The sequence below is a fragment of the Haloarcula argentinensis DSM 12282 genome, from assembly GCA_000336895.1.
GTDB classification, from domain to species: domain Archaea; phylum Halobacteriota; class Halobacteria; order Halobacteriales; family Haloarculaceae; genus Haloarcula; species Haloarcula argentinensis.
Genome location: AOLX01000030.1, coordinates 103,414 through 126,934 on the forward strand (window position 1 = coordinate 103,414; position 23,521 = coordinate 126,934).

At 58.3% G+C, this 23,521-nt stretch carries 20 protein-coding genes; 10 read left to right on the top strand and 10 right to left on the bottom strand.

Annotation, left to right across the window (positions count from 1 at the left end; all coding sequences use genetic code 11):
- Positions 1-5: 5 nt before the first annotated feature.
- The 7 genes from C443_RS20145 to C443_RS20175 form a co-directional block, all read right to left on the bottom strand.
- Positions 6-1,688, bottom strand: coding sequence for an acyl-CoA synthetase (locus tag C443_RS20145; RefSeq protein ID WP_005538776.1), 1,683 nt, complete (start codon positions 1,686-1,688; stop codon positions 6-8).
- 170 nt (positions 1,689-1,858) lie between these two features.
- On the bottom strand, positions 1,859-3,262 hold the full coding sequence (locus tag C443_RS20150; RefSeq protein ID WP_005538777.1) for a UbiD family decarboxylase domain-containing protein: 1,404 nt from the start codon (positions 3,260-3,262) through the stop codon (positions 1,859-1,861).
- Entirely contained in the window at positions 3,259-4,764 is a 1,506-nt protein-coding gene (locus C443_RS20155; protein ID WP_005538778.1) for a UbiD family decarboxylase, read from the bottom strand. Before C443_RS20155 ends, C443_RS20150 begins: the two co-directional genes overlap by 4 nt.
- Before the next feature lie 3 nt (positions 4,765-4,767).
- A complete protein-coding gene (locus C443_RS20160) occupies positions 4,768-5,262 on the bottom strand; it encodes a hypothetical protein (protein ID WP_005538779.1) in 495 nt (164 codons plus the stop codon).
- A gap of 409 nt (positions 5,263-5,671) precedes the next feature.
- On the bottom strand, positions 5,672-6,859 hold the full coding sequence (locus tag C443_RS20165) for an orc1/cdc6 family replication initiation protein (protein ID WP_005538780.1): 1,188 nt from the start codon (positions 6,857-6,859) through the stop codon (positions 5,672-5,674).
- Positions 6,860-7,574: 715 nt separating this feature from the next.
- Positions 7,575-8,006, bottom strand: coding sequence for a Zn-ribbon domain-containing OB-fold protein (locus C443_RS20170; protein WP_049944183.1), 432 nt, complete (start codon positions 8,004-8,006; stop codon positions 7,575-7,577).
- Between the two features lie 32 nt (positions 8,007-8,038).
- The gene (locus tag C443_RS20175; RefSeq protein ID WP_005538782.1) at positions 8,039-9,208 is read right to left on the bottom strand and encodes a thiolase C-terminal domain-containing protein; all 1,170 of its coding nucleotides are present in this window, start codon (positions 9,206-9,208) and stop codon (positions 8,039-8,041) included.
- Between the two features lie 115 nt (positions 9,209-9,323).
- Between C443_RS20175 and C443_RS21555 the strand changes: the two genes are divergently transcribed.
- Positions 9,324-9,491, top strand: a complete 168-nt coding sequence (locus C443_RS21555; protein ID WP_160163373.1) for a hypothetical protein — start codon at positions 9,324-9,326, stop codon at positions 9,489-9,491.
- Positions 9,492-9,629: 138 nt separating this feature from the next.
- Here C443_RS21555 and C443_RS20180 read toward each other — a convergent pair whose 3' ends face one another.
- Entirely contained in the window at positions 9,630-10,748 is a 1,119-nt protein-coding gene (locus tag C443_RS20180) for an oxidoreductase (RefSeq protein ID WP_005538783.1), read from the bottom strand.
- Positions 10,749-11,201: 453 nt separating this feature from the next.
- On the opposite strand from C443_RS20180, the gene C443_RS20185 reads away from it, so the two are divergent.
- From C443_RS20185 to C443_RS20205, 5 genes are all read left to right on the top strand, one after another.
- Entirely contained in the window at positions 11,202-12,398 is a 1,197-nt protein-coding gene (locus C443_RS20185) for an ABC transporter substrate-binding protein (RefSeq protein ID WP_005538784.1), read from the top strand.
- On the top strand, positions 12,398-13,282 hold the full coding sequence (locus tag C443_RS20190; protein ID WP_005538785.1) for a carbohydrate ABC transporter permease: 885 nt from the start codon (positions 12,398-12,400) through the stop codon (positions 13,280-13,282). Before C443_RS20185 ends, C443_RS20190 begins: the two co-directional genes overlap by 1 nt.
- A 1-nt stretch (position 13,283) precedes the next feature.
- Positions 13,284-14,186, top strand: a complete 903-nt coding sequence (locus tag C443_RS20195; RefSeq protein WP_005538786.1) for a carbohydrate ABC transporter permease — start codon at positions 13,284-13,286, stop codon at positions 14,184-14,186.
- 10 nt (positions 14,187-14,196) lie between these two features.
- Positions 14,197-15,336, top strand: a complete 1,140-nt coding sequence (locus tag C443_RS20200) for an ABC transporter ATP-binding protein (RefSeq protein WP_005538787.1) — start codon at positions 14,197-14,199, stop codon at positions 15,334-15,336.
- 260 nt (positions 15,337-15,596) lie between these two features.
- A complete protein-coding gene (locus tag C443_RS20205) occupies positions 15,597-16,541 on the top strand; it encodes a glycerophosphodiester phosphodiesterase (RefSeq protein ID WP_206041976.1) in 945 nt (314 codons plus the stop codon).
- A gap of 52 nt (positions 16,542-16,593) precedes the next feature.
- On the opposite strand, the gene C443_RS20210 is transcribed toward C443_RS20205, so the two are convergent.
- Both C443_RS20210 and C443_RS20215 read right to left on the bottom strand, forming a co-directional pair.
- Complete coding sequence (locus C443_RS20210) at positions 16,594-17,385, bottom strand: HAD-IIA family hydrolase (protein ID WP_005538791.1); 792 nt, start codon at positions 17,383-17,385, stop codon at positions 16,594-16,596.
- A gap of 121 nt (positions 17,386-17,506) precedes the next feature.
- Positions 17,507-18,808 (bottom strand): MgtC/SapB family protein, encoded by a 1,302-nt coding sequence (locus C443_RS20215; RefSeq protein ID WP_188853494.1) that lies wholly within the window; start codon positions 18,806-18,808, stop codon positions 17,507-17,509.
- Positions 18,809-19,107: 299 nt separating this feature from the next.
- On the opposite strand from C443_RS20215, the gene phnD reads away from it, so the two are divergent.
- Genes phnD through phnE (C443_RS20235) form a run of 4 tightly spaced genes read left to right on the top strand, consistent with a single transcriptional unit; the run spans position 19,108 to position 22,732 of the window.
- Positions 19,108-20,286: a phosphate/phosphite/phosphonate ABC transporter substrate-binding protein gene (gene phnD / locus C443_RS20220; protein WP_188853492.1), complete on the top strand. Its 1,179-nt coding sequence runs from the start codon at positions 19,108-19,110 to the stop codon at positions 20,284-20,286.
- 15 nt (positions 20,287-20,301) lie between these two features.
- Complete coding sequence (gene phnC, locus C443_RS20225; RefSeq protein WP_005538795.1) at positions 20,302-21,117, top strand: phosphonate ABC transporter ATP-binding protein; 816 nt, start codon at positions 20,302-20,304, stop codon at positions 21,115-21,117.
- 5 nt (positions 21,118-21,122) lie between these two features.
- The gene (gene phnE, locus C443_RS20230; protein WP_005538796.1) at positions 21,123-21,938 is read left to right on the top strand and encodes a phosphonate ABC transporter, permease protein PhnE; all 816 of its coding nucleotides are present in this window, start codon (positions 21,123-21,125) and stop codon (positions 21,936-21,938) included.
- On the top strand, positions 21,938-22,732 hold the full coding sequence (gene phnE, locus C443_RS20235; RefSeq protein WP_005538798.1) for a phosphonate ABC transporter, permease protein PhnE: 795 nt from the start codon (positions 21,938-21,940) through the stop codon (positions 22,730-22,732). Before phnE (C443_RS20230) ends, phnE (C443_RS20235) begins: the two co-directional genes overlap by 1 nt.
- Positions 22,733-23,521 lie beyond the last annotated feature (789 nt).

Genomic DNA, 23,521 nt, shown 5'->3' on the forward strand with positions numbered 1-23,521 from the left:
CTATGTCAGGATTCGACTTCAGCTTCTGCTTCGGCGTCGTCGTGAAGTTCGGTTCGGCGGATCTTCCCGGTCACGGTCTTTGGCAGTTCCTCGCGGAACTCGATTTCGCGTGGGTACTCGTGTGCTGAGAGCTCTTCTTTCACGTAGCTCTGGATGTCTTCTTTGAGGGGCTCAGATGGCTCCGCGTCCTCGCTCGGCACAACGTAGGCCTTGACGATGTTGCCCCGCGCTTCGTGTGGCTTGGGAACGACGGCCGCCTCGGCGACCGCTTCATGCTCGCCCAGCGAACTTTCGACCTCAAACGGCCCGATGCGGTAGCCCGAGGAGAGGATCACGTCGTCTGCCCGGCCCTCGAACCAGAAATAGCCGTCCTCGTCTTTGTGTGCCAGGTCGCCCGAGAGATACCATTTCCCGTCTGGCCCGTCGATGAACGCCCGCTGGGTCTTCTCGGGCTTGTTCCAGAATTCGGCGAAGAAACACGGGTAGTCGCCCCGCTGTGCGATCTCTCCCGTTTCGCCGGGTTCCAGAACCGCACCGCTCTGTGGGTCGACGATATCGGCCTCGATTCCGGGGAGTGGTTTCCCCATCGATCCGGGCCGGAGTTCCATCGTGGGATAGTTGTTGATAATCATGTTCCCAGTCTCGGTCTGTCCGTACGTGTCCAGAATCGTGACGCCGAGTTCGTCCTCTCCCCACTCGACGACGCCGGCGCTGAGCGGTTCGCCGATGGAGAGGGCATGACGCAGATCGAGGTCGACATCGGCAAGGACCTCCTCGTTCTCCCGAAGCATCCGGTACGCCGTCGGGACTGAGAACAGGACGCTGATCGGGTATTCGTCGAGCAGGGCGGCCCACTCGTCGGTATCGAACTCACCCTCGTACGTGAACAGCGACGCTCCCCAGAACCAGGCACCGAGCGTGTTGATTGCCCCGGTCAGCCAGCCGAGGTCGCCGGTCGACCAGTACAGGTCGCCGTCCTGAAGATCCACGGCGTACTTCTGTGTTGCCGCGACACCGGCGATCCAGCGCTGTTTGTGGAGGACACCCTTGGCCAGCCCGGTCGTTCCCGAAGTGTAGTACAGCAGTGCGTCATCTTCCCCGCTGGTCTCGGCGGCCTCGTACGCCGTGCTCGCACCGTCCAGCGCGGTATTGAAGACCACGTCACCGGCGGGTGCGCCGCCCCCGCGGTCAACGGTAATCACGTGTTCGACCGCGGGCGCATCGTCCAGTGCGTCTTCGACCGTGTCGCGATTGTCGGTCGTGGTGACGACGACCTTTGCGTCGCAGTCGTCCAGACGGTACGAGATGCCGTCGGGACCGAACCGCTCGTTGACGCTCCCCCAGACAGCGCCGTGTTTGAGCGTCCCGACCAGCGCCACGTAGTGCTCGGGGATGCGCGGCATGTACGAGAAGACCCGGTCACCCTGTGCAACCCCAAGGTCGTCGAGGACGTTAGCAAACTGGCTTGAGCGGTCGGCAAGCTCCCAGAACGTCATTTTCGACAGCTCTCCGTCGGTCCCGACCTGATAGAGTGCGACCTGTCCCCGGTCGGTCGCGTGTCTGTCGGCGACTTCGTGCCCGATGTTCAGGTCGTTCGGTGCGTCCCAGTCCGCTGCCGCGTAGATATCGTCCCAGGAGAACTCGTTCCGCGCTGTGTCGTAATCCGGGAGGTTGTGGCTGGTGACCATACACCGCTCGGAATACCGGATTCTGGTATAACTGTATCGGTTATTTTTTGCAAAAAATATATTGTATGTATTTTATTTCTATTTCTTACGTAGGTATTATTTGGACACGGTAAGGCGAAAACAGAACTGATTACAACATATTTGAAGATATATACATGTGAGAGACATATTTAATCGGACGATTCGTTTGCAGTCGTCTCTCCGGGAGCGGTGGCGAGTTCGTCCCACAGGACACGAGCTACGTCGCGGACGTCGTTCGGGAACGAATTCTCGAACGTGACTCGCGGCGCGATGTAGGTTTCCTTCCAGCGTGGGTCCCACGCCGCATTCACGTACAGGCGCGAGCCGGTCGCGTTGTCTCGTCGATAGTGAGGGCGTGTCGCCGCCGGTGCATCCGGTTCGCTGAACGTCCAGTCGCGGGCCGGATGGGATTTCAGCCAGATATCAGCCAGAACGCGGCCGAAGTCCTCTGGCGGAACGTCTTCGTCGACGATAACGACTGTGTCGAAAAGCGACGAGAACGAAAAGAGGATGTTCGCGAGTTGCCACTCGAAGCCGCCATAGAGCACGTCACTCGCCACGAAACAGATCCCGAGTTCAGCTTCTGCCGGCAACATAATCCATTCGACTGGCGAGATGCCCCAGTAGTTGTTGAGCCGATGATAGAGCGCTGCGGCGGTCGCGAGCCCCGTGAGACGGGTGCCATCCGCGAGTGGACGACCGACGGGAGAGATGGGGATGACTGGGTTTTCAGTAGTGCGGACGCGCTCGACCGACAGCGAGAGCGGGCCGCTCTCGACGACGTACTCCCAGCCCTCTCGACGGTCGGAGCGGAAGTCCGGCTGGCGGTCCACGACCGTCGTCTCCATGACGACCTCCGTCGCACTCGGGACGAGTCCGCCGTTGGTCGGGACGAGCGGGATGGTTCCGGCCACCCCACAGGACTGGATCGGCGTGGCAGTTTGCTCGGTGACAGCGAGCAGGTATGCCGTCGTGATCGCCGCCGGTGGCACGCCGAGCGCTATCGCCATCGTCGTCCCTTCACCGACAAGCGACGACAGAGGGTCCGGAACCCGCACTCTGAGCGTGTCGCCACCCACGACCGAGCCGTGAACCGGTGCCCAGTGTGTACCGTCAGCGGTCGAGACCGAGGCGACGCCGAGCGTCACTGCGGGCCACGTATCGGTTTCGCCCTGCGGGAACTGCAGGTCCTGTGCGTCGATATCTGTCCCCGAGGCCGCCTGACCTGTGTACGTCGGTTCCGGATTCTCGCCGACCGGGCCGAGAGTGCTGATCGTCTCTAGTAGCTCAACGAGCGTGGCTTCCGGATCGAGTCCGAGCCCGAGCGACAGCCGCGACCACGGTCTAGCCTCGCGCTGCTGGGTCTGGTCCGGGCCGCTGAACACACCGCTAACTAGGTCACTGCCGGCTGATCGCTGGAATCGAAGTGCCGGCCCACTCGCACGGAGCGCCTCCGCTGCAAGCACGTCCACCGGGACCTCAAACGGGCCGTCGAGTCGGACGAGGTCGTCGTCACCGGCCAGTCCGCGGACGTACTGCGTGAACGGTATCACTGTGACTGTTCCTCCCGCTCGTCGGGCCGGTCGAACCGCGCAGCGGTTAGTCCCGCTTCGACCAGCCGTTCCTGCGCTCGCTTCCGTGTTTCTGGGGTCGCCGCCATCTCCGCCGCGTCACCGTCGGTCGTTGCGTCAATGTAGGCTTTGGCCGTCTTCGCCTTCGAAGTCCCTACGTCCGCACTGCCCTTCTCATCGGGCGTCTGGTAGATGTTGAGCGGGACTTTCGGCATCCGCTCGACGCCGAACTGGTGGAAGTCAGCGTCCGGATCGGCCTCAAGTGCGATGGCCGTCAACACTGCCCGCGGATCGAGCGGGTCGACAGCAGCGTCGACAAATACGAAGAAGTCGATGTGGAGCATTCCCCACGTCGTGAAAATAAAGTTCGCCAGTTCGTGGAGATAGCCTGGATACGGTCGATCCGTCGCGATGACCCAGACAGTGCGAGAGGTGAACCGCCACGGGACCGCCATCGCAACGTCGAATCCAGCAGCCCGGAGTCCGACAGTCGCGTCGGGACCGGCTGCGACGAGCCGAAGCGTACTGGTCGAGTTCTGCCCGTATCCGACACCGCTCCCCTCGACACAAAACGGTATCCGCGGTTCGTTGCGGTGGGTGATCGCATCGACCTCGAACACCGGCATGGAGCGTCGCGGACCGTTCATATATCCGAAGTAGTCGCCGAACGGTCCCTCATCCAGCCGGTCGTCCGGCCGAACGTGCCCTTCGAGAACTAGCTCGGCTGTCGCCGGGACGTACAGGTCATTGGTTTCGCACTGGACGAGATCCACGGGCGCGTTTTTCAGGCCGCCCGCGAAGGCCGCTTCGCTCCGGCCTGTCGGAATCCACATATCCGCAGTACACTCGACAGTGGGTTCCGAACCGATAACGACCGCAACTGGCATCGGTTCGCCACGTGGCTCGTAGTCGTAGTAGTAGCGGTTGGGAACCTGCTCACCAGCCAGTAACAGCAGACTAGCCCGGGAACTGTCGTGGATCATCATGCGATGGCTCGACCAAGTCCCCCACTCCGTGTCGGGGTCCGGTGCGACGATGGTGTGGTGGTTCGAGTACCGTCCCCCGTCGCCCTCGTGGATATATGGCCACGGGAACGACAGGAGGTCGACCCCGTTCCCCGTCTGCACTGTTTCTTTGCAGGGGGCCTCGTTGCTCGCGACAGTTCGGGGCGCTTGCGGCGCGTTGAGGCGATCGATCACTCGGTCGTAGTACGCACGGCCCGAAAGGCCAGCTGGGAGTCCCAGCGCGCGGGCGAAGTGATTCCAGGGGCGCGTCTGGGGGCCGCGGTACGGATCGCCAACCAGTTTCGACTCCGTCTCTAGCCCCGCGATGGACTCGAACACCGGAATCGGGCCGTCACGGATATTGGCAAGCATCGTCGCTGCACTTGCTTCGAGGTCCCACGACACCGGCTGGTCAAAAGTCCGGAGCCAGCCGGTCGTGTCGAGCAAATCGAGGTACTCGCGGAGCGAATTAACTGACATCTGTCACTCCTGTTTTTCGAGGACACGCCTCAGTGGGTCGTCGTCGAGTTCGCGGCGGACCTCCGCGTAGGCGTCAAGCAGGGCCGGTCGTTCTGTGGCGAGGTGGTCGAACGCGATCTCGCGGAGCGCATCAGACGTTGACTCGTACTCGCCAGTCTCGACGAGATACTGCAAGAGAACCTTCAGATCGTCGGACCGAGTGTTGAGGATGTTCGACGCCGTCTCCTGTTCGGCCGCCAGATGGGTCACCAGCTCCTGATCGAGACCGGTCGTATCAGTCTCGTCGAGCAATTCGACGTATCTGGTCTCGCTGACGCTCTCGTGTGGCCCAGCGACGATTGTTAACGGTTCCGGGTCAGTGAGTGCATCGGGGTCTTTGGCAATCCGAACGCGTGCCTCGAAAATGCGTTTCGTTTGGGCATCCGTGATCTGTAGTGTAGTTTCTGTCTGTGCTTCCTCGGGGAGATGGTCTGCTGACGTGATGTAGTGGCTCGACATTACCTGCCCTCAGTTGTTTTGCTGATGTTCTTAGCAACCTCTTGTCCCAATGGCATATATGTACCGTCGTCAGTCCACCGTTTCACTGACCCGTACATCCCGGGCACAGTTTGTCGCTCGAATCGCCCCCTGTGTGAACTGAAACGTACGGACCACTAGTGTCGAGAGAGTGTTAATAGCTGGACCAAAACGAGTTCGCACCATCGTACGCAACGATTCGATAAAACACGTCGGGACGAACCGCTCAGTGGTGACGACAGTCAGAGCACGTCATCGATACCGGACAGGCCCCGCATTCGTTAGCTTTCAGTGGCTTGTCGTTCGCGGTCCGGAATTGCGTCGATAGTCTATTTTTGCTCTCCGTCTAACAGCGGAACCAGTGGGGTGGCTAACAGCGGAACCAGTGGGGTTACGGGCTTTTTTTCAGGAGTTCTGACAGCCCTGTTTTGATCGAGCTGATGGATTGCTCTAACTCGAATTCCTTGTACTTGCCACCGCCTTTCCCTCGGTTGTACTCCGCTGAGGACACAATGCCGAGTTGTGTGAGTTCACCGAGATAGTCACGGACCGAACGCTCTGAAACCGGGTCCAGTCCCTCATCACGTGCTAACTCCTGATACGCGCCCAGAATGTCTCGTGTCCGGGCCGGGGTGTCGTCGTCTTCGGCGAGCCCGGTGAGCGCATAGAGAACGAGTTGGCCGTGATCGGAGTAGTTACGGATACCTTCAACGACTTGGTCGGTTTGAAGCCGTTGCCGGGCTTCGCGCACGTGATGTTCCGTTACGAGTTCATCGTCGTACTCCCGAGCAAGGTCTCCGGCCTCAAGCAGGAGGTCAAGCGCCTGGCGGGCATCCCCGGAGTCTTTCGCGCCGTACGCAGCACACATTTCTATGACACCGTCATCGAGGACATCGTCCTGAAACGCGACGGCCTCACGCTGTTTCAGAACGAGTTGCAGCTCGTTGGCGTTGTACGCCGAGAAGGACACTTCCTTTTCACAGAGACTCGACCGGACTTTCGAGGACAGTTGGTTGCGAAAGTCGAGATCGTTTGAGATGCCGATGACGCCCAGTTTCGCTTCGGAGATATCACCGTTCGATCTGGCGCGGGGAAGCTTGTACAGCAGCGAATCGTCCTCGATGTGATCGACTTCGTCGAGAACGATGAGTACCGTTCCGCCCAGATCATCGAGTGCGTCGAAGAGGAATTGATACACCGAAGCCTGTGGATATCCGGTGTTTGAGATTTGATTCGCTGGGTCACGAAGTGTGTTGACGATTGCGACCGCGGCCTGATAGCTCGAATTGAGTCCATCGCAGTTGACTTCGACCGTACTGAGGTCCAGTCCGTCGACATCTGCTGCATCGCGTTCCAGAGCGGAGAGAAGGTATCGAGTGGCAGCAGTCTTCCCGACACCGCTTTTCCCGTACAGAAAGATGTTCGACGGGGTTTCGTTGTTGATGACTGGCTGCAGAGCAGCGTGATACTGCTGGAGTTCCTCGTCACGTCCGACGAGCTCCTCAGGGGTCCACTCTTCGAGTAGTGCCTCGCGTTGTTCGAATATTGTGGAGGTGGGCGAAAACGTAATATCGCTCATTTGTGTGTAGTTGCAACACGGAGTGTCTTAACCTTTGGTTCCGCTGCTTCCGCTGTTCGGTTGAGTATATAAATGAACGACCCCGTCACTTCCGCTGTTAGATGGGAGGGAACACCTGACTGACCACACCCCCACCCCACCGGTTCCGCTGTTAGATGAGAAATGGGATAGTGACCCTCCTACTCCCCCTACCCCACCACTTCCGCTGTTAGCACGGTAGCAGAGAAAGGCCCTCCTCGATGGACAAGATCGAGTAACCTCAAGTGGTTAGACAGCGAGATTTAGTGGGATTTCACCGGTAGGTCGACACACCCACCCCACTGCTTCCGCTGTTAGTTCGATAAGAGCGGACATAGGCTGCGGGAGCACGCTATTTCTCCAGTCTGAATAGATCGAGTATCTTGGAATACCCCTTTCTCGACCCCTACCCCCACCCCACTGCTTCCGCTGTTAGCACTGAAAGTTGGTGGTGACCTATCCAGATCACAGCCTCAACATTTCTAGAGCTAGTGAATAACTTCAAGTATATCGGCGGAAAACGATACCCGCAGACCGTTATCACAAAATAGCAAAGCACCCCCTCCCATGGGGGTGGTGCCGTCTATTTATCTCCTAACAGCGGAAGCAGTGGGGTGGGGGTGTGCACCCATTCTGTTACAGTCGCTAGGCCAGGTCATCCACAACTCCCAGTCGAGTCAGAGAGTCGGCCCGTCCCTCACCGCGGTTCGAAGACGTGGACTGGCCAGTCGCTCTCGTAGTCGAGTGCGACCTCACGCTCTGTGGCCGTCGGCTCTCGTACCGTGAGTTCGACCGCGTCGCCGATAGTAACATCGGCATAGTCGGCGGTGACTCGCCCAAGCAGGCGGCCACCGTCCGCGAGTTCCACGACGGCAACCGTGTAGGGCGCGTCCGCTGCGAACGCCGGCGGCGGCGTGTGGACCTCCGTGTACGAGAAGATTTGGCCCTCGGGAGACTGCGGTTCGACGTCGACGGCGCGGCTACCACAGGCGTAGCAGGCCGGTCGCGGCGGCAACAGGACCTGTCCACAGTCCACACAAACCCCGCCCAAGAGTTCACCATCGGCGAGCGCATCAAAAAACCCCGGTAGTGTCCGCGGATCGGTCGCATCGAGGTCGCTGTCAGACATTGTGCTTCCGCTGGCGTCGAGGTCGCCGTCAGTCATTGTGCCTCCGCCGTCGTGAGGACGTGGCCAACGGTAACCGCATCCGCGACGCCCCCCTCGTTGAGCAACAGGGCTGTCTCGGCATCCTCGACTGCCCGGTCGCCTGCGGCACCTGTGAGTTGTTCGTAGGCTTCGAGCGCCTGCAAGAGTCCGGTCGCACCGATGGGATGACCGCGGGCCTTCAGTCCGCCGCTCGGGCTCAACTGCACGTCCGTCCAGCCGTCAGCCCGCTCCGCTGGCGGCTGGTAGCTCTGATAGCCCGTTCCTGTGGGAGCGAAGCCAGCCGCTTCCGCGAGGAGCGCCTCACAGACGGTGAATGCGTCGTGGACCTCCGCGATGTCGACGGCCTCGGCGTCGATGCCTGCTTCTTCGTAGGCCGTCTCGGCAGCAATGCGGGCGCCCGCGATGTCGGTCATGTCCCGCTCGGCGACCGCGATGTTGTTCGCGGAGGCCCCGCTGCCCGCGACGCGCACCTGTGGCTGGTCGAGATCTGCCGCCATCTCGGCGGTCGTCACAAGAACGGCGGCGGCACCGTCCCCGACCGGCGCACAGTCGTAGAGCTTCAGCGGCGGAGCGACGGGGTCCGATTCCAGCACGGTCGCCACGTCGATTTCTTTCGGGAACTGCGCCCGGGGATTGCGAGCCGCGTTGCCGTGGTTCTTCACTGCGATCTCGGCAAGATCACGTTCCGTGGCGTCGGTCTCGTGGAGGTACCGCTGGGCGAGCAGTGCGTATTGGCTGGGTGCGGTGATGCCAGAACGTTGCTCGATGGCGCGGTCGAACGCCGCCGAGAGTGCGTCCGTCGCGCCGCTGGTGCCTGCGGACGTCATCTTCTCGACGCCACACGCGAGTACTGCCTCGTGTTCACCGTTGCGGACGTCCTTGACTGCATGACGCAGCGCGAGCGCACCCGCGGCGGCACACCCTTCGACACGCTCTGCGGGGACGTGACGGAGGCCGGCCCACTCGGCCAGCAGCGTTCCCTGCATAATCTGGTGTTCGTAGGTCTCCGACTGGTTGCCGACGTACACCGCCTCGACGATGTCGGCGGGATCGGGTAATTCGTCGAACGCCTCTGCAAGGGCGACCGAGAACAGGTCCCGGCCCGGAAGGTCTGTGCGGCCGAGCGTTGAAGCCCCAACCGACGCGATGACTGGCTCTGGCATCTGTACCTCCCACGTCGCAACGTTCCTAGTTAGTCGTTCTCATTTTCATTTTATCTGAACATTTCATCTATCGAACTACACACCATTTTCTATCGGCTGGTAGAGACGAAGCGATATGGAGAAGAGAGAGGCGGAGCTTCTTGGCGTGCAGTTGCCTCTCGTCGGCCTGTTTCTGGTCGTACTCTTCGAAGGAGTCTTTCCCTATCCGACTACTGGGCTGGTGTTCGGTGCTCTGGGAACGGCAGTTTTCTTGACGGCGCTGCTTTCAGATACGTGGCCCTAACAACTATGACCACGGTGCTGAGCGATCCGTCTCTCTGAAAGTGAGAGAAGACTGTCTCAAAGTAACTACTGGGACTCGGTTCGGTATCGACCGCACCACACCATGCGATCGTACCGGTACACAGTTACAGCAATCCGCTCAATCGTCTGCCGAGGTACCCTCTTTCTGCACCTCATGCTCGGAGAGTGCAGCGGACGGAGCGAGGAACTCAGCAGGGTCGAACGTGGTCAGTTCCTCGCCGGCTTCGACTTTATCAGGCCAGTCCGGATTAGCGAGTGCGCTCGTCGCCAGCGTTACGAGGTCGGCACCGGCATCGACCTTCTCGCGTGCCGCGTCAGGCGTGCCAAGCCCGCCGTTGTCGATGATGACCGTCTCATCGTCGCCGTACTTAGCCGCGGCTTCGGCCAGCGTCGGTCCGTCGTCGCCAAACGCTGGCGTGGTCGCATCGGGTTCCGTAACGTGGATATAGTCGGCACCAGCCGCCGACAGTTCATCGAAAAACACCGCTGCGGCGTCCTCACCTTCGGGCCACCGGTGGGTCTCGTCAAGGGCGGTCGACTGTGAGACACGGATACCAACGACGAAATCGGCGGGTGTCGCCTCGTCAATCGCGGCGACAACCTCACGCGGATAGCGCACCCGGTTTGCGGGCTTACCGCCGTACTCGTCGTCACGCTGATTGAACTCTGCTGAGAGGAATTCGTGAAGCAGGTACCCGTTCGCACCGTGGATTTCGATACCGTCGAACCCCGCGTCGATGGCGTTTTGGGCCGAGTTGACGAACGAGTCACGGATACCGGCTAGCTCATCGACGGTGGCTGCTTTGGGCGTAGGAAATTCACCGCTCCCGCCGTAGGCTTCGGCCTTTTCTCCCTCCGGTTGCACCGCCGACGGGGCAATCGTCTGGTCCCCGTCGACATGTGGATTCCCCTGACTCTGTGCCCCGGCGTGCATCAGCTGGGCGAAAATCGGGACACCAGCGTCGTGGACCGCCTCGGTAACCTGTTTCCAGGCCGCCGCTTGCGTGTCGGTTACCAGTCCGGGCTGGTTCAGATATCCTTGGCTGTATGCATCGTCAGGATACGTCCCCTCCGTAATGAGAAACGAGAAGCCGCCTTCGGCGAACCGCTGATAGTACTGTGCCATCTCCGCGGTAGCACGACCGTCGTCAGTGGCGCTCACACGTGTCATCGGTGCGAGACCGATTCGGTTGTCAAACGACAACTCATTGAGTGTAGTTTCGTCGAACAGTGTCACGTCGACAGATAAGCGGATAACACAATTAACGGGTGGTTCAGCATATGCCGAATAGTGCCAGCCGTTATCAAATATTGTCTGCCGGCGGAGCGGCTGCAATTCGCTCCCCTCCGATATGGCGTGACCGGACGGAAACTCCCGCAGTGCATCTCAGGGCCGACAGCCATTTACGAGCCGCCATCGCAACTGACAGCGCCTACTGTTCTGTCACGATACCTTTGTATACATATTGGACAGTATAGAGAGCAATTATAATCATTCATCTTTCATGCATTGCTGGCACCGGATATGGTTCACAGTGGTGGCGGGTACGACCATGTATCGCGGCGGTCAGTGCTGAAAGCATCGGGGGCTGCACTCACGGTGGGGACCGTGGGTCTAGCCGGGTGTAGCAGTAGCAGCGGTGCCAGTGTCAGGCCGGTCAACGAAGACAGCCTCACTATCTGGCATGCCATGGGTGGGACCAACGGTGAGACGCTGCAGGGGCTGGTCGACCAGTTCCAGTCCGAGACGGGCATCGAAGTCAACCTCGTTTTTCAGGACTCCTACGAGGGAGTGCTGACGAACACACTGAGCGCGCTCGACTCTGGCGAGGTCCCCGATGTCTTCCAGATAGACAGTCTGTTCGCCCAGCAGGTCCTCGATACGGACGCGGTCGAGCCCGTCGAGAACTTGCTCTCCGACGACTATCCGGTCGATGACTTCCTGTCAAACGTGACCTCGTTTTTCACCATCGATGATACGCTCACATCGATGCCGTTCAACAACTCGAACGCCATCCTCTATTACAACCGGTCGGCGTTCGAGGAAGCCGGGCTCGACCCTGACAGTCCGCCGACGACACTGGAGGAAGTGCGTAGCTACTCACAGACGCTCGTCGACGAAGGAGTTACCGAAGCCGGGATCACCTGGCCAAACCACGTCTGGTTCATCGAGCATTTTTATTCCGTCGACGGGCAGACGCTACTCGACGCTAAGAACGGCCATGCCGGCCAGCCGACGACGATGCAAACTGACACCGAGACGGCCCGGTCCCTGTATAAGTGGTGGCACGAAATGGCTGACAACGGCCTGTTCAGTAACCCTGGAATCGAGGCCTGGGGGGAAGCAACGTCCACATTCCTTACCGGGAAAGCCGCTATGTTGATGACCTCGACGGCGTCTGTCACTGGTATCCGATCCGGCGCGGAGGAAAACGGGTTCGAGGTCGACAACGCCTTCTACCCGACGATAGACGGCGACCGAACCGGGCCGGTTATTGGTGGTGCTTCGTGGTTCGTTCCCTCCGGACTGCCACAGGAGCGGCAGGACGAGATCGGCAGCTTCCTTGAGTTCATGGGTCGACCGGAGTCACAGATCACCTGGCACAAGGGGACTGGCTACTACCCGATCCGACAGAGCGCTGTCGAGCAGCTCGAAAACGACGGCTGGTTTACCGAGAACCCGATGTACCGAACCGCGTTCGACCAGTTGACCCAGGCCGAGAACACGCCGGCGACGAAGCGGATGCTCATCGGCCCGGCTCGACAGGTCCAGACAACAATTCAGGACAAGTCAGTCGAGCTGTTCAGCGGCGAGGTCGGCGTCGACGAGGGGCTCTCCGAGCTGAAATCGGCCGTCGAAGAAGAGCTTAACCGATACTACAGCTAATGTCCACGCGCGAAGTCTTCACAGACCACCTGCAAGCCGGCGTGCTGCTGTTACCGACGATGGTCGTATCGCTGGTGTTTCTCTACTACCCGACGGTCCGTGCAGTTGGACTCAGTTTTTACCGGGCCTCGCTTGCCCAAGGTGACGTGTTCGTCGGGCTAGATAACTACAGACGGTTAGCCACCTCCTCGGAGTATCTCCAGAGCGTCCTGATCTCGGTACTGTTCGCTACGTGTGTCGTCGTTGGCGTGATGGCCGTTGCTCTGTGTGTCTCCTTTCTCATCCACGAAATTACTGTTGGGAAGGGAGTGTATCTGGTGGCGGTTATCTGGCCGTACGCACTGCCGCCGGCTGTCGCCGGGCTGGTGTTCCTGTTCATCGCCCACCCGAACATCGGAATCTTCACGAGCTATATCGAGGCCCTCGGCGTCGATGTCAACTGGTTCAGCCACGGTCCGCAGGCGTTCGTCGTCGTGCTGATCGCGGCAGTGTGGAAGCAGGTCGGGTACAACGTCATCTTCATGACAGCCGCACTCGGTAACGTCCCCGAGTCGCTGACTGAGACCGCCGAGCTCGACGGCGTCTCCCGAACGCAGCGACTGCTGCGCGTGTACGTCCCGATCATCTCGCCGACGCTCGTGTTTCTGGTCATCATGAACACGATCTACGGCTTTTTCGGGACGTTCCCGATGGTCGATCTCATGACGAAAGGTGGGCCCGCCGGTGCGACAAATATCCTCATTTATGACCTCTACCGGACCGCCTTCCAGTTCTACGAGTTTGGATTCGCCTCGGCGAAGTCCGTTGTGCTGTTCATCGCTGTCGGGCTGTTGATGTACGGCCAGTTCCGGTTGAGCGACAGATATGCCTACTACGGAGGATAACATGCTCGGTTCACTCCTTACTGCGTTGACCGCCGCTGCTGAGCGCTCCCGGTCTGCGGGACGAACTACCAGTGAACGCATCCGGCGATTCGAGACGGAGCAGCTCACGCTACACGTGCTCGCAGCGACCGTCGTGTTCCTGATCGTACTGCCAGTGTTGATCGCGGCGCTTGTCTCGACGAAGCGGGCCGGGATCGTTACCTCGATCGGCGATCTGGTACCTGGCGGCCACGCACTGTCGAACTACCGTCGTGCGCTCATCGGCCTCGAATTCTGGCGGTTCATGCTGAACTCATTTGTGATGTCTGTTGCCGTCGTCGTCGGGAAATTGATCGTGTCGCTGCTGGCCGCGCTGGTGATCGTCTACTACAGATTTCCCTACAAGAACGCGGTGTTCCTGTTTATTCTCTTTACTCTCTTGCTCCCGGTCCCAGTCAGGTTTGTGCCGCTGTATCGCCTGACGACTGAACTTGGCATGGGAAACACCTTCTTCGCGATCACAGTCCCGTATCTGGCCAGTGCGACGACCGTGTTCATCCTTCGTCAGCACTTCCTGTCGATTCCAGCATCGCTCGTTGAGACGGCGAAGGTCGACGGTGTCGGTCCATTGCGGTTCCTGTGGTCTGTCCTGATTCCGATGTCCCGTGCCGTTCTCGTGGGCGTGTCGGTGATCATGTTCGTTTACACGTGGAACCAGTACCTCTGGCCGCTGGTGATCATCAACGCAGAGAGCCTGCAGGTCGCACAGGTCGGCTTGAATCTGCTTCGAGGACAGGCCAGCACTGGCGAAGTCGCTTGGTCCATGGTGATGACCGGGTCGATACTGACCCTGTTGCCACCGCTGGCGCTGCTGGTGCTGTTCCGACGACAGCTGCTAGAGACGTTTACGATCCAACAAAAATGAGAGGAGAGCAATGACTGACGTAACCCTACAGGACGTACGGAAAGAATTCGATGGTGTCGTCGCGGTGAAAAATATCGACCTCCAGATCCCGGACGGGGCGTTCGTGACTGTGGTCGGGCCGAGTGGCTGTGGGAAAAGCACCACACTTCGGCTGATCGCCGGGCTAGAGCAGGCCACTGAGGGGACGATTCAGATGGGCAATCAGGAAGTCACTGGTGTCGAACCGAAAGACCGCGATGTCTCGATGGTGTTCCAGAACTACGCGCTGTACCCACACATGACCGCGCGCCGGAACATCACGTTCGGCATGAAGTCAGCCGGCGACTTCAGCGACGAGGAGATCGACCGTCAGGTGGAGGAAGCTACAGCGGTGCTCGACATCGACGACCTGCTCGACCGAAAGCCCGGCGAGCTATCCGGCGGTGAACGACAGCGAGTCGCACTCGGTCGCGCATTAGTCCGGGACCCGGAGGTGTTCCTCATGGACGAACCGTTGTCGAATCTCGACGCCAAACTCCGGATCAAGATGCGGGCCGAACTGGCGAAACTCCACAGCGAATTCGAAACCACCACCATCTACGTGACACACGACCAGACAGAGGCGATGACCCTCGGTGACCGGGTGGTGGTAATGAACGACGGTCGCATCCAGCAAGTCGACAGCCCACAGCGGCTGTACGACTACCCTGAGACTCGGTTCGTTGCGGAGTTCATTGGCGACCCCGCGATGAACATGCTCTCCGTGGATATCTCCCGTGATGGGACTGAATACGAGGCCGTCGGCCCAACGTTCCGTATCCCGTTACCAGAGGCCGACGGCTTGGAAACAGCCGCCGGTGCGCAGGCGCTGTTAGGCATTCGGCCGGAGAGCCTTTCGGTAGCTGATTCGGCCGACCGAAGTTCCTTCCCCGCTGAGGTAACCGTCACTGAACCGCTCGGTGATAGCCTCCTGCTGGAGTGTCGGACCGGCGATCAGGAGTTCAAACTACATGCCGAACCCCGAACGGCCGTCGAACCGGGCGACCGAGTTGCGTTGACAGTTGAGACCGAGCGGCTCCACCTGTTCGATCCACAGACGGGCGAAGCCATCTATCACGCAGCGGCGGCGCAATCGCCTGAAGTAACCAGTACCGTCGATAGTACTATCTGACTTCGCGCCCGATCCGCTCCGTACTACTGGCAAGACAGGACCGCCAAGCACAGCTCCGTCCGTCTCGTGTGCTGTCTGTCGTTTCAGCATAACCACATCCGAGATTCTACTAATATTTATACTATATACTAATATGTACTCTCAGCCAACAGCCGGTTCTGTCGCTCTGAAGTGTGAATAAACTCAAGAAAACAGAACAGTATATAGCAATATTATCGATCAATAGTTATATATAGATTGTGTGGGTAATATGCCACGGAATGGTTCGAATACCAGACATATGCCGTCGAACCGTGCTGAAGAGTACGTCCGCTGCCGCACTCGGGTCCATTGTGGGCACTGCGGCTGGCAGGGAAAACGATCACAGCAGTACCGAACCGCCTATCGCTTCCCCACCGATCCTCGCTGCACACCGTGGCTACCGCGGTCTGTATCCGCAAAACACCATCGCCGCAGTTCAGCAGGCAGCGTACGGCGGTCCTCGCAGTCACGAGTACAATACCGATATGATGGAATGCGATCTCGTGCCTGCAGGCGGGAAACCCTGGAAGGGTGAGGATTTCGAAATCGTCGTTTTCCACGACGATAAGCTAGACGACCTGACAGATGAATCCGGGTACGTCTGGGAGAACGATGTGCAAACGGTTCTGAACGCTGAAATCCGTGACAGCGGTCAGACGATCCCTCGATTAGACGAGTTCGTCGAAGCGACGCCGGACAGTATCCCGCTCGATATCGAGTGGAAGGCCGCTGGTGTCTCTCCTGACGATGACGCGTCGGAATCCGATGTTGAGACCTGGGATCCGTTCACGGAACAGGCACTCGAAGTCCTCTCTCATCACGAAAACGACGTTATCATTCAGTCGTTCCAGAAGGCCGCCCTGCAGTCCGTCCGAAACGCGGACTCCAGTATTCCGATAGCGTACCTGCTCTGGGACTCAATCGAGGACGGTCTTTCTGTCGTCCGTGATCTGGACGCGGAGTACATCCAGCCGCCGTACAATATGATCATGAACACGCCCTTCTTCAACGAGGACTACTACCTCGAAGACCCGGATTTCGCCGAGATCGATCTGGTCGAGACCGCTCACGAGGAAGGTCGGAAGGTAATCCCGTACACGATAACGACATGGCATCAGGCGGAGAAACTCGTCGAGGCCGGTGTTGACGGAATCATCGCTGACTACCCCGGCGTGCTCGACTGAACTTTTGGGGTATCGAGACCGCTGGAAACAATTATTCCCTCATTTTCCGGACTTACTGTCCGTTTTCTACGATCGCTGCCAGTTCTGAAAGGTCGGTCACGACGTGGTCAGCGCTCACGTCACTCTCCGCTAAGTCCGCCGTACTGGTAACGCCAGTTAGTGGCAGTACCGTCTCCATCCCGGCCTGGTTTCCCATTCTGATGTCTGTCCCGAGGCGATCACCGATCATGAGACAGTGCTCCGGCTCACTACCGAGGCGTTCCAGCGCCATCTGAAGGATTACGTTGGACGGTTTGCCGATCAACTGGTCCAATTCCTGCCCAGCCACTCCTTCTATCGCCCCGATCATCCCCGCTGCATCGGGTATCTCACCCCCATCTACCGGACACGTTCGATCCGGGTTGGTCGCAACGAACAGCGCGTCGTTCTCAGTGAGTGCGATTAGCGCATCCTGTAGGACCTGGTAATCGAAACCGAAATCCAGTGACGCGATCACGGTGCCTGCTCGCTCTGGGTCAGTCGTTGTCCTCAGCCCAGCAGCACGCAGTTCCGCAACCAGAGCGTCCTCGCCGATAACGTAGATTTCGCGCTCGGGATACTGCGCAGATAGATAATCCGCTGATGCGGTGGCGGACGTGATGATGTCATCACTGCTGCAATCGATGCCCAGTGCGTTCAGCTTCTCGCAATACTTTTCACGCCGATCAATCGGCTTGTTGGTGACGAACAGCGTCGAAAGCCCCGCCTTACGTACTGTCCGTACCCCCTCTGCAGCGTTTTCGACTAACGAATCCCCGCGATAGACTGTACCGTCAAGGTCGATAATTGCACTGGTGTATGTCATCTAGCGTCCTCCGTCTCAAACAGTGATGCTTCGGCAGAAGCCGCTGCTACCGAGAGCACAGGCGCTTTCTTCACTGCAGGGACCGTGGCGGCCCTCGAAACACGCCGATAGCTCTGTCCGTTCATACTAATTGGATGCTGATAACCACGCCACCGATTCCGATCAGCGACAGGTAGAGTGACTTTCGCACCACCGGCGCTAGCAGTGAGCGGTTGATACTCGTTGCAAACCCGATTTTCACGAGGATACTGGAGAGCGTCCCGGCCAGCACACCCTGCGCCGCTACTGCCGGCGATATTTGACCAGTCGACGTCAGCGTTACTGCGGTCGTTGTCGTCGTGCCGCTCGATACGATTCCGCTGAGGAAGCTCGTAATCAGGAAGCCGGCTGTTCCGAATATGCGCTGTGCTCCGGCGGTGAGAACCAAGACCGTGAGGAAGAGCAGTCCGAATTTCAGCGCGTTCGCGCTGCTAAACGGCGAGTCGAAATCCAGTTCCAGATCGCCCTCCCAGTCGCTATCGTAATATGCGAGTCCGACGCCACTAATGGCGATCAGGCCCAGTGGGAGTCCAACACTGACAGCCGACTCGGGGACGAATGCAACGATGATCGCCAAATTACGGACCGCCATCGCCGCATCAGCGATCAGTATCGTTCCCACTGCGAGCTCTGTGATGCCAGTGTTGTTCTTTGCACGGCCCGCGATTTCGCCGATTACGGCGGTAGAGTTCACTAGCCCACCGAAGAAGCCAGTTACAGCGATCCCCTTGCTGCCGTATCGCTGCATCACGATATAGTTGACAAACCCGATCCCACTGACTGCAATCACGAGCATCCAGACCAGTTTCGGATCAATCGCATCCCATGGTCCGTACGTTCCGCCGGGCAGGAGCGGATACACGACAAACGAGATGATCGCAAACTCACCTGCGCTGCGTACTTCTTCTCGCGATAGCTGGTGTGCAAACTCATGTAGCTCCCTTCGAAGGACTAGCAGGAACGACGACGTGATGCCAATAATGACGCCGATCAGAACATGATTGGCTCCAACCAGTATGCCGACCGCGTACGCGACAAGCAGTGAAGTTGAAGTTGTCAGGGACAGGCCGAACTCCGACTCACCGTCGTCACTGGTCCACTGTGCGACAATTCCCCGGATCCCGAGCAACCCCCCTTGCACGAGTACCAATGCCCCTCCCGACGCAAGCAGGATCGTCTCGTTGAGCGACATTGCGGCAGCGCCGACCAGGCTGGTCAACGTAAACGTACGGATTCCCGCAGACTTGTTGGCCCACTCCCGTTCGAGCCCGAGCAGCATACCCAGTGCACCTGCTATAAAAAGGTGGAGTATCTCAGTATCGACAGTTATCCCCTCTATACCTCCGAAAACAGCCGTATTCGCGATTGCACTCATTACAGTCATCTTATGTTACAAACGGTGGTTCCGTCATTTTTATATAGTCTATATACTACTATATTCTATATGGAGACAAATATACTGATGGGTAATAGGTGTTGGCCTTGAGGCTCGCTTGAATATTGCCGTGGCCCCTGTGGAATTCGAAGATCGCCCTCGATTACTGCTTAGTGTTCAGTATCTTTCATATGTCTAATTCTAATACTTATACTAGGTTCTATATTGAGAACGCCTGAAACTCGGTATGATGGGTTTGTAGTTTTGTCAGATTTGAACATAAATACTTTTTAACCCAGGTTTCGCACATGTCTGCGTCGACAATGAAACAGAACCCAGTTGACCGACGATCTGTGTTGAAAATTGGCGCTACTGCGCTTGCAGCGGGCGTTGCAGGCTGTTCTCAGGAGAGTAGCCAGAACACCGAAGCATCTGGTGGTGACAGCACTGATAGCAGTGACGGTTCCAGTAGCGGTGACGGTAGTTCCGGACAGAGTACTAACTATCCCGAGTTCGATCCGGCGAACCCGGAGTTCCCGCAGCTGATGCAGACGCTCATCGAGACAGGGTTCGAGACGGGGTCCCTGCAGGACCTGAAAAACATGAAGGAACGCGAGAAGCCTCGCTACGGTAACCCCGTCCAGGGTACTCCGGATAATCAAGACGACCTGATAGACCCGGACCGCATCGCGTTTGCGATGACTCCGACGGAGGACCCGGCAGTCTACCGGGATACGATGCAACCGCTGATGGACAACATCGCCGAAGAGACGGGGAAATCGGTCAAGTACTTCCCCCTCAACTCGTACGCGTCCCAGATTGAGGCGATGCGATCCGAACGCCTCCACGTCGCCGGATTCTCTACTGGGCCAACGCCTTTCGCTGTGAATCTGGCCGGTGCTGTCCCGTTCTCGCTCCAGATCTCGCAGGAGGGTGACTTCGGATATCGGCTGTGGCTCGCCACACAGGCGGATAACGACGACATCTCGTCGCTTGAGGATATCAAGGGCAAACGTGTCGCACACGCCGAACCGTCGTCTAACTCCGGAAACCTCGCTCCGCGTGCGCTGTTCTCGAACCAGGGTGTCACTCCAGGCGAAGACTACGAAGTGAGCTATTCCGGCGGCCACGAACAGAGCATCCTCGGAGTGGCAAACGACGACTACGATGCTGCCCCTGTTTGTAGCACCTGTGTCACGCGTGTTGCGGAGGCGGACAACATTGATCCGACGAATCTCAAAGTCGTCTGGGCCAGCAATCCGTTCCCCACGACGAGCTTCTGTTACCGCTACAATCTAAAACCAGAAATTCAGGAAGGTATCAGGGCGGCATTCCTCGATTACGACTACTCGGACACCAAGATCGCGGAGGTCTTCGGTGGTCGCGGAAAATGGACGGAGATTGATTACGCTACGACCTACGATATCATCCTCCAGATTCAGGAGAACAACGAAATCAAGTACAACACCGAGAACATCGAAGGCTAAGAAGAGAACCGAATAATGCTCACTGTAGATAACCTGGAAAAAACGTACGACTCCGGTGATAAAGCACTCAAAGGTGTCTCATTCGAAGTCAGTGGTAACGAGATCGTTGCGATCATCGGGCCAAGCGGGGCCGGAAAAAGCACGCTCGTTCGTAGTATCAACAGATTAACCGAGCCAACTGCCGGGCGTGTCTCGCTCGATGATACAGAGGTGACTGGCCTAGACAAATCAGCCCTTCGCGATGTCCGTCGCGATATGGGAATGATCTTTCAGGAGTTCAATCTCGTCGAGCGCCTCACGGTGATGGAGAACATACTCTCCGGTCGCCTTGGCTATCTCAGTACGTGGAACGCATTCCGTCGGAACTTCCCACCAGAGGATATCAAGCGCGCACGGGAGATCCTCAGTCGGGTGAATCTAGAGGGAGTCGAGAACAACCGTGCAGATGAACTCTCCGGCGGCCAGCGACAGCGGGTTGGTATCGCCCGTGCCGTCATTCAGCGGCCGAAGATCCTGCTCGCTGACGAACCGACGAGCGCGCTGGACCCCGACACCTCCCGGGAGGTCATGAGCCTTCTGACGGACATCGCTCACGAAGACGATATCCCGATCATCATCAACATCCACGAAGTCGATCTGGCGGTCGACTACGCGGACCGGATCATCGGACTCAGTGACGGTGAGATCGTCTTTAACGGCCCACCTGACGATCTAGATCAGGCAGCCAGAGACGAAATCTATCGCGGTGGTGAATCCATTGCGGACCGCGAAGCGCCGAGTGCAGGGAGCAGCACCGACTCTGACGACGTCATTGCTGAACGAGGTGACTAATCAATATGGCTGCTGAATCTGGATCGGCCGTTGAAGGATCTTGGGAGCGGCCCACAGTCTTCTACAACAAGAAGGTCAAGTATCTCATCTACGGGCTTATCTTGTTGTTCTTCGCGTATAGCTTCTGGAACCTTCGGATCTCCCCCAGCCGCTTTGTTCGAGGGATCGGAGCCGGTGTCGAACTCGTCCAGAGTATGCTTCCACCGGCGTACACGCCCTCCCAGCGGGAACTGCTCATTCAGGGCATCGTCGAGAGTATCGTGATGACGATTGTCGCCACGACAATCGGCATCATCGTCAGCGTGCCGGTCGCTATCATGGCTTCCAACAACCTCTCGCCGAAGCCAGTTTACTACGTCGGTCGCAGCATCGTTGCAGTCACGCGCTCGCTCCACGAGCTCATTGTTGCGATCATTATGGTCAAAGCGGTCGGATTCGGTCCGCTCGCTGGTGTCCTTGCCCTCGCGTTCAAAACGATCGGTTTCTTCGCGAAACTCCTTGCCGAGGAGATCGAAGATATCGATCGTGGACAGATGGAGGCGATCACTGCTGTCGGCGGGACGCCCGTTCAGACGTATCTCTACGGCGTCCTCCCACAGGTCATGCCCCGGATCATCGGGCTGTCGATTTACCGGCTCGACATCAACCTCCGTCACAGCACTGTCGTCGGGATTGTCGGAGCGGGTGGTATCGGGATCACGCTGTTGAACTCCTTCGACAAGTACGACTATCAATTCAGCATGGCGATCATCGCTGTCATCGTCGCGATTGTCATGGTCGGTGAAGGTGTCAGCGCTCTCGCCCGGAGGCGGATCCAATAATGTCAAACAGTACTGACTCCTGGAGTCGGTTCGATCGCCGTGAGCGATTGCTCCGGTTCTTTGGGCTACTGGCTGGCCTTGTCATTCTCGTCGCAGCTTGGCGCGCCATGGAAGTGAATTACGGCTACGCCGTGACTGCCCCGCGTGAGCTGGCCGATCTCTTCGGTCGGATGTATCCCCCCAATGTAGGGTACTCCCGGAAGATTGTCGGGCCGCTGCTTGAGACGATCAATATCTCGATCCTCGGCACGGCACTGGCCATCGTGATGGCGATCCCGGTCGCGTTCCTCGGTGCCAGCAACACGGCACCCAACAAGCCGGCGTACCTGCTGGGGAAGTTCATCATCTCGTTTACCCGTTCGGTCAACGTTATCATCTGGGCGCTGATCTTCGTGGTTATCTTCGGCCCTGGGGCCCTCGCTGGCGTGCTGGCGATTTCGATCAGGTCGATCGGGTTCACTGCAAAGCTAATCGCGGAAGCCATCGAGGAGATCGACCGCGGGTCTGTCGAAGCGATCACGGCAGCTGGGGCATCGCCCGTTGATGTACTCATCTACAGTATCGTTCCACAGATCAAGCCGGCGTTCATCAGCGTCGCGACGCTTCGATGGGATATCAACGTCAGAGCGTCGACGATCATCGGGTTCGTCGGTGCAGGCGGGATCGGTGTCCCGCTACAAACAGAGATCAACTACTTCAATTGGGAAGCAGTCCTGACGATACTCATCTCTATTCTGGGCCTTGTGCTCATCAGCGAAGCCATCTCAGCCTATCTGCGCAAGAAAGTAATGTAGGCGAGCAGCCACCTCCTGTCGCCTATTATTATCCGCTCAACTGATTCTATAATATTGTATAATTATTGTCAAAAAACTTATACGTTTGGGGTGTATATAGCCAGTGGGGCCAACGCCAGTGTCTGCCAACCTGGTTTCCCCCTTCTCCGTCTTATGAGTGCTTCTATCGACGGACTCAGCGTCGTGAGGCAGGTCATTCTGCAAGAATGGATAGCGGGGTCGTTGGTGCGACCTGAATACCGAAATGGATATCGACTCAAACCGTGCTGCTCGCACCAATAGTATACGTGTACTTACGGTGTATTACATCAGGGCCACGCTATACTCGAACCGATCTGTAGCCGCACCACTGCTGGAAAGACGCAGCAGTGACGGCGGACGACTTCCGGATACGTGTCACGAGGGGTGCATCTCCTCACGTCAGGTCAGTAAAAGAATGGTGGGCAGCCGGGGGGAGTGGCGTGCAACGCACCATTCGGAGTCGTCATCCACGACGACAGGTTCTGGACTCGGGCCAATCGATGATCTGAATCGGATTCAAGGGGGAAATGGAGCGAGGACCAGAACCCACCTACCAGTACACAGTTGGTAACAAAAACAGTTGTGATATCTGCTTGCAGTCTATCGGTTCTGTGATTGCTGCACGGCCACGAACACGCTCTCGGAAGGGGTATGTCCAGTCGACTGTCAGCGAGCACGTCGCAATTACGATACTCCTTCGGAGGAAATTCCGGAGCGACTCCCAAACTGACTGCCACCCCGTCTACTGTATCGGGAGTGGCACTTCTC

Coding starts and splice junctions, on each gene's coding strand:
- C443_RS20145 (WP_005538776.1), bottom strand. CDS start 1,688: ATGGTCACCAGCCACAACCTCCCGGATTACGACACAGCGCGGAACGAG.
- C443_RS20155 (WP_005538778.1), bottom strand. CDS start 4,764: ATGTCAGTTAATTCGCTCCGCGAGTACCTCGATTTGCTCGACACGACC.
- C443_RS20160 (WP_005538779.1), bottom strand. CDS start 5,262: ATGTCGAGCCACTACATCACGTCAGCAGACCATCTCCCCGAGGAAGCA.
- C443_RS20165 (WP_005538780.1), bottom strand. CDS start 6,859: ATGAGCGATATTACGTTTTCGCCCACCTCCACAATATTCGAACAACGC.
- C443_RS20170 (WP_049944183.1), bottom strand. CDS start 8,006: ATGTCTGACAGCGACCTCGATGCGACCGATCCGCGGACACTACCGGGG.
- C443_RS20175 (WP_005538782.1), bottom strand. CDS start 9,208: ATGCCAGAGCCAGTCATCGCGTCGGTTGGGGCTTCAACGCTCGGCCGC.
- C443_RS21555 (WP_160163373.1), top strand. CDS start 9,324: ATGGAGAAGAGAGAGGCGGAGCTTCTTGGCGTGCAGTTGCCTCTCGTC.
- C443_RS20185 (WP_005538784.1), top strand. CDS start 11,202: ATGGGTGGGACCAACGGTGAGACGCTGCAGGGGCTGGTCGACCAGTTC.
- C443_RS20190 (WP_005538785.1), top strand. CDS start 12,398: ATGTCCACGCGCGAAGTCTTCACAGACCACCTGCAAGCCGGCGTGCTG.
- C443_RS20195 (WP_005538786.1), top strand. CDS start 13,284: ATGCTCGGTTCACTCCTTACTGCGTTGACCGCCGCTGCTGAGCGCTCC.
- C443_RS20200 (WP_005538787.1), top strand. CDS start 14,197: ATGACTGACGTAACCCTACAGGACGTACGGAAAGAATTCGATGGTGTC.
- C443_RS20205 (WP_206041976.1), top strand. CDS start 15,597: ATGGTTCGAATACCAGACATATGCCGTCGAACCGTGCTGAAGAGTACG.
- C443_RS20210 (WP_005538791.1), bottom strand. CDS start 17,385: ATGACATACACCAGTGCAATTATCGACCTTGACGGTACAGTCTATCGC.
- C443_RS20215 (WP_188853494.1), bottom strand. CDS start 18,808: ATGACTGTAATGAGTGCAATCGCGAATACGGCTGTTTTCGGAGGTATA.
- phnD (WP_188853492.1), top strand. CDS start 19,108: ATGTCTGCGTCGACAATGAAACAGAACCCAGTTGACCGACGATCTGTG.
- phnC (WP_005538795.1), top strand. CDS start 20,302: ATGCTCACTGTAGATAACCTGGAAAAAACGTACGACTCCGGTGATAAA.
- phnE (WP_005538796.1), top strand. CDS start 21,123: ATGGCTGCTGAATCTGGATCGGCCGTTGAAGGATCTTGGGAGCGGCCC.
- phnE (WP_005538798.1), top strand. CDS start 21,938: ATGTCAAACAGTACTGACTCCTGGAGTCGGTTCGATCGCCGTGAGCGA.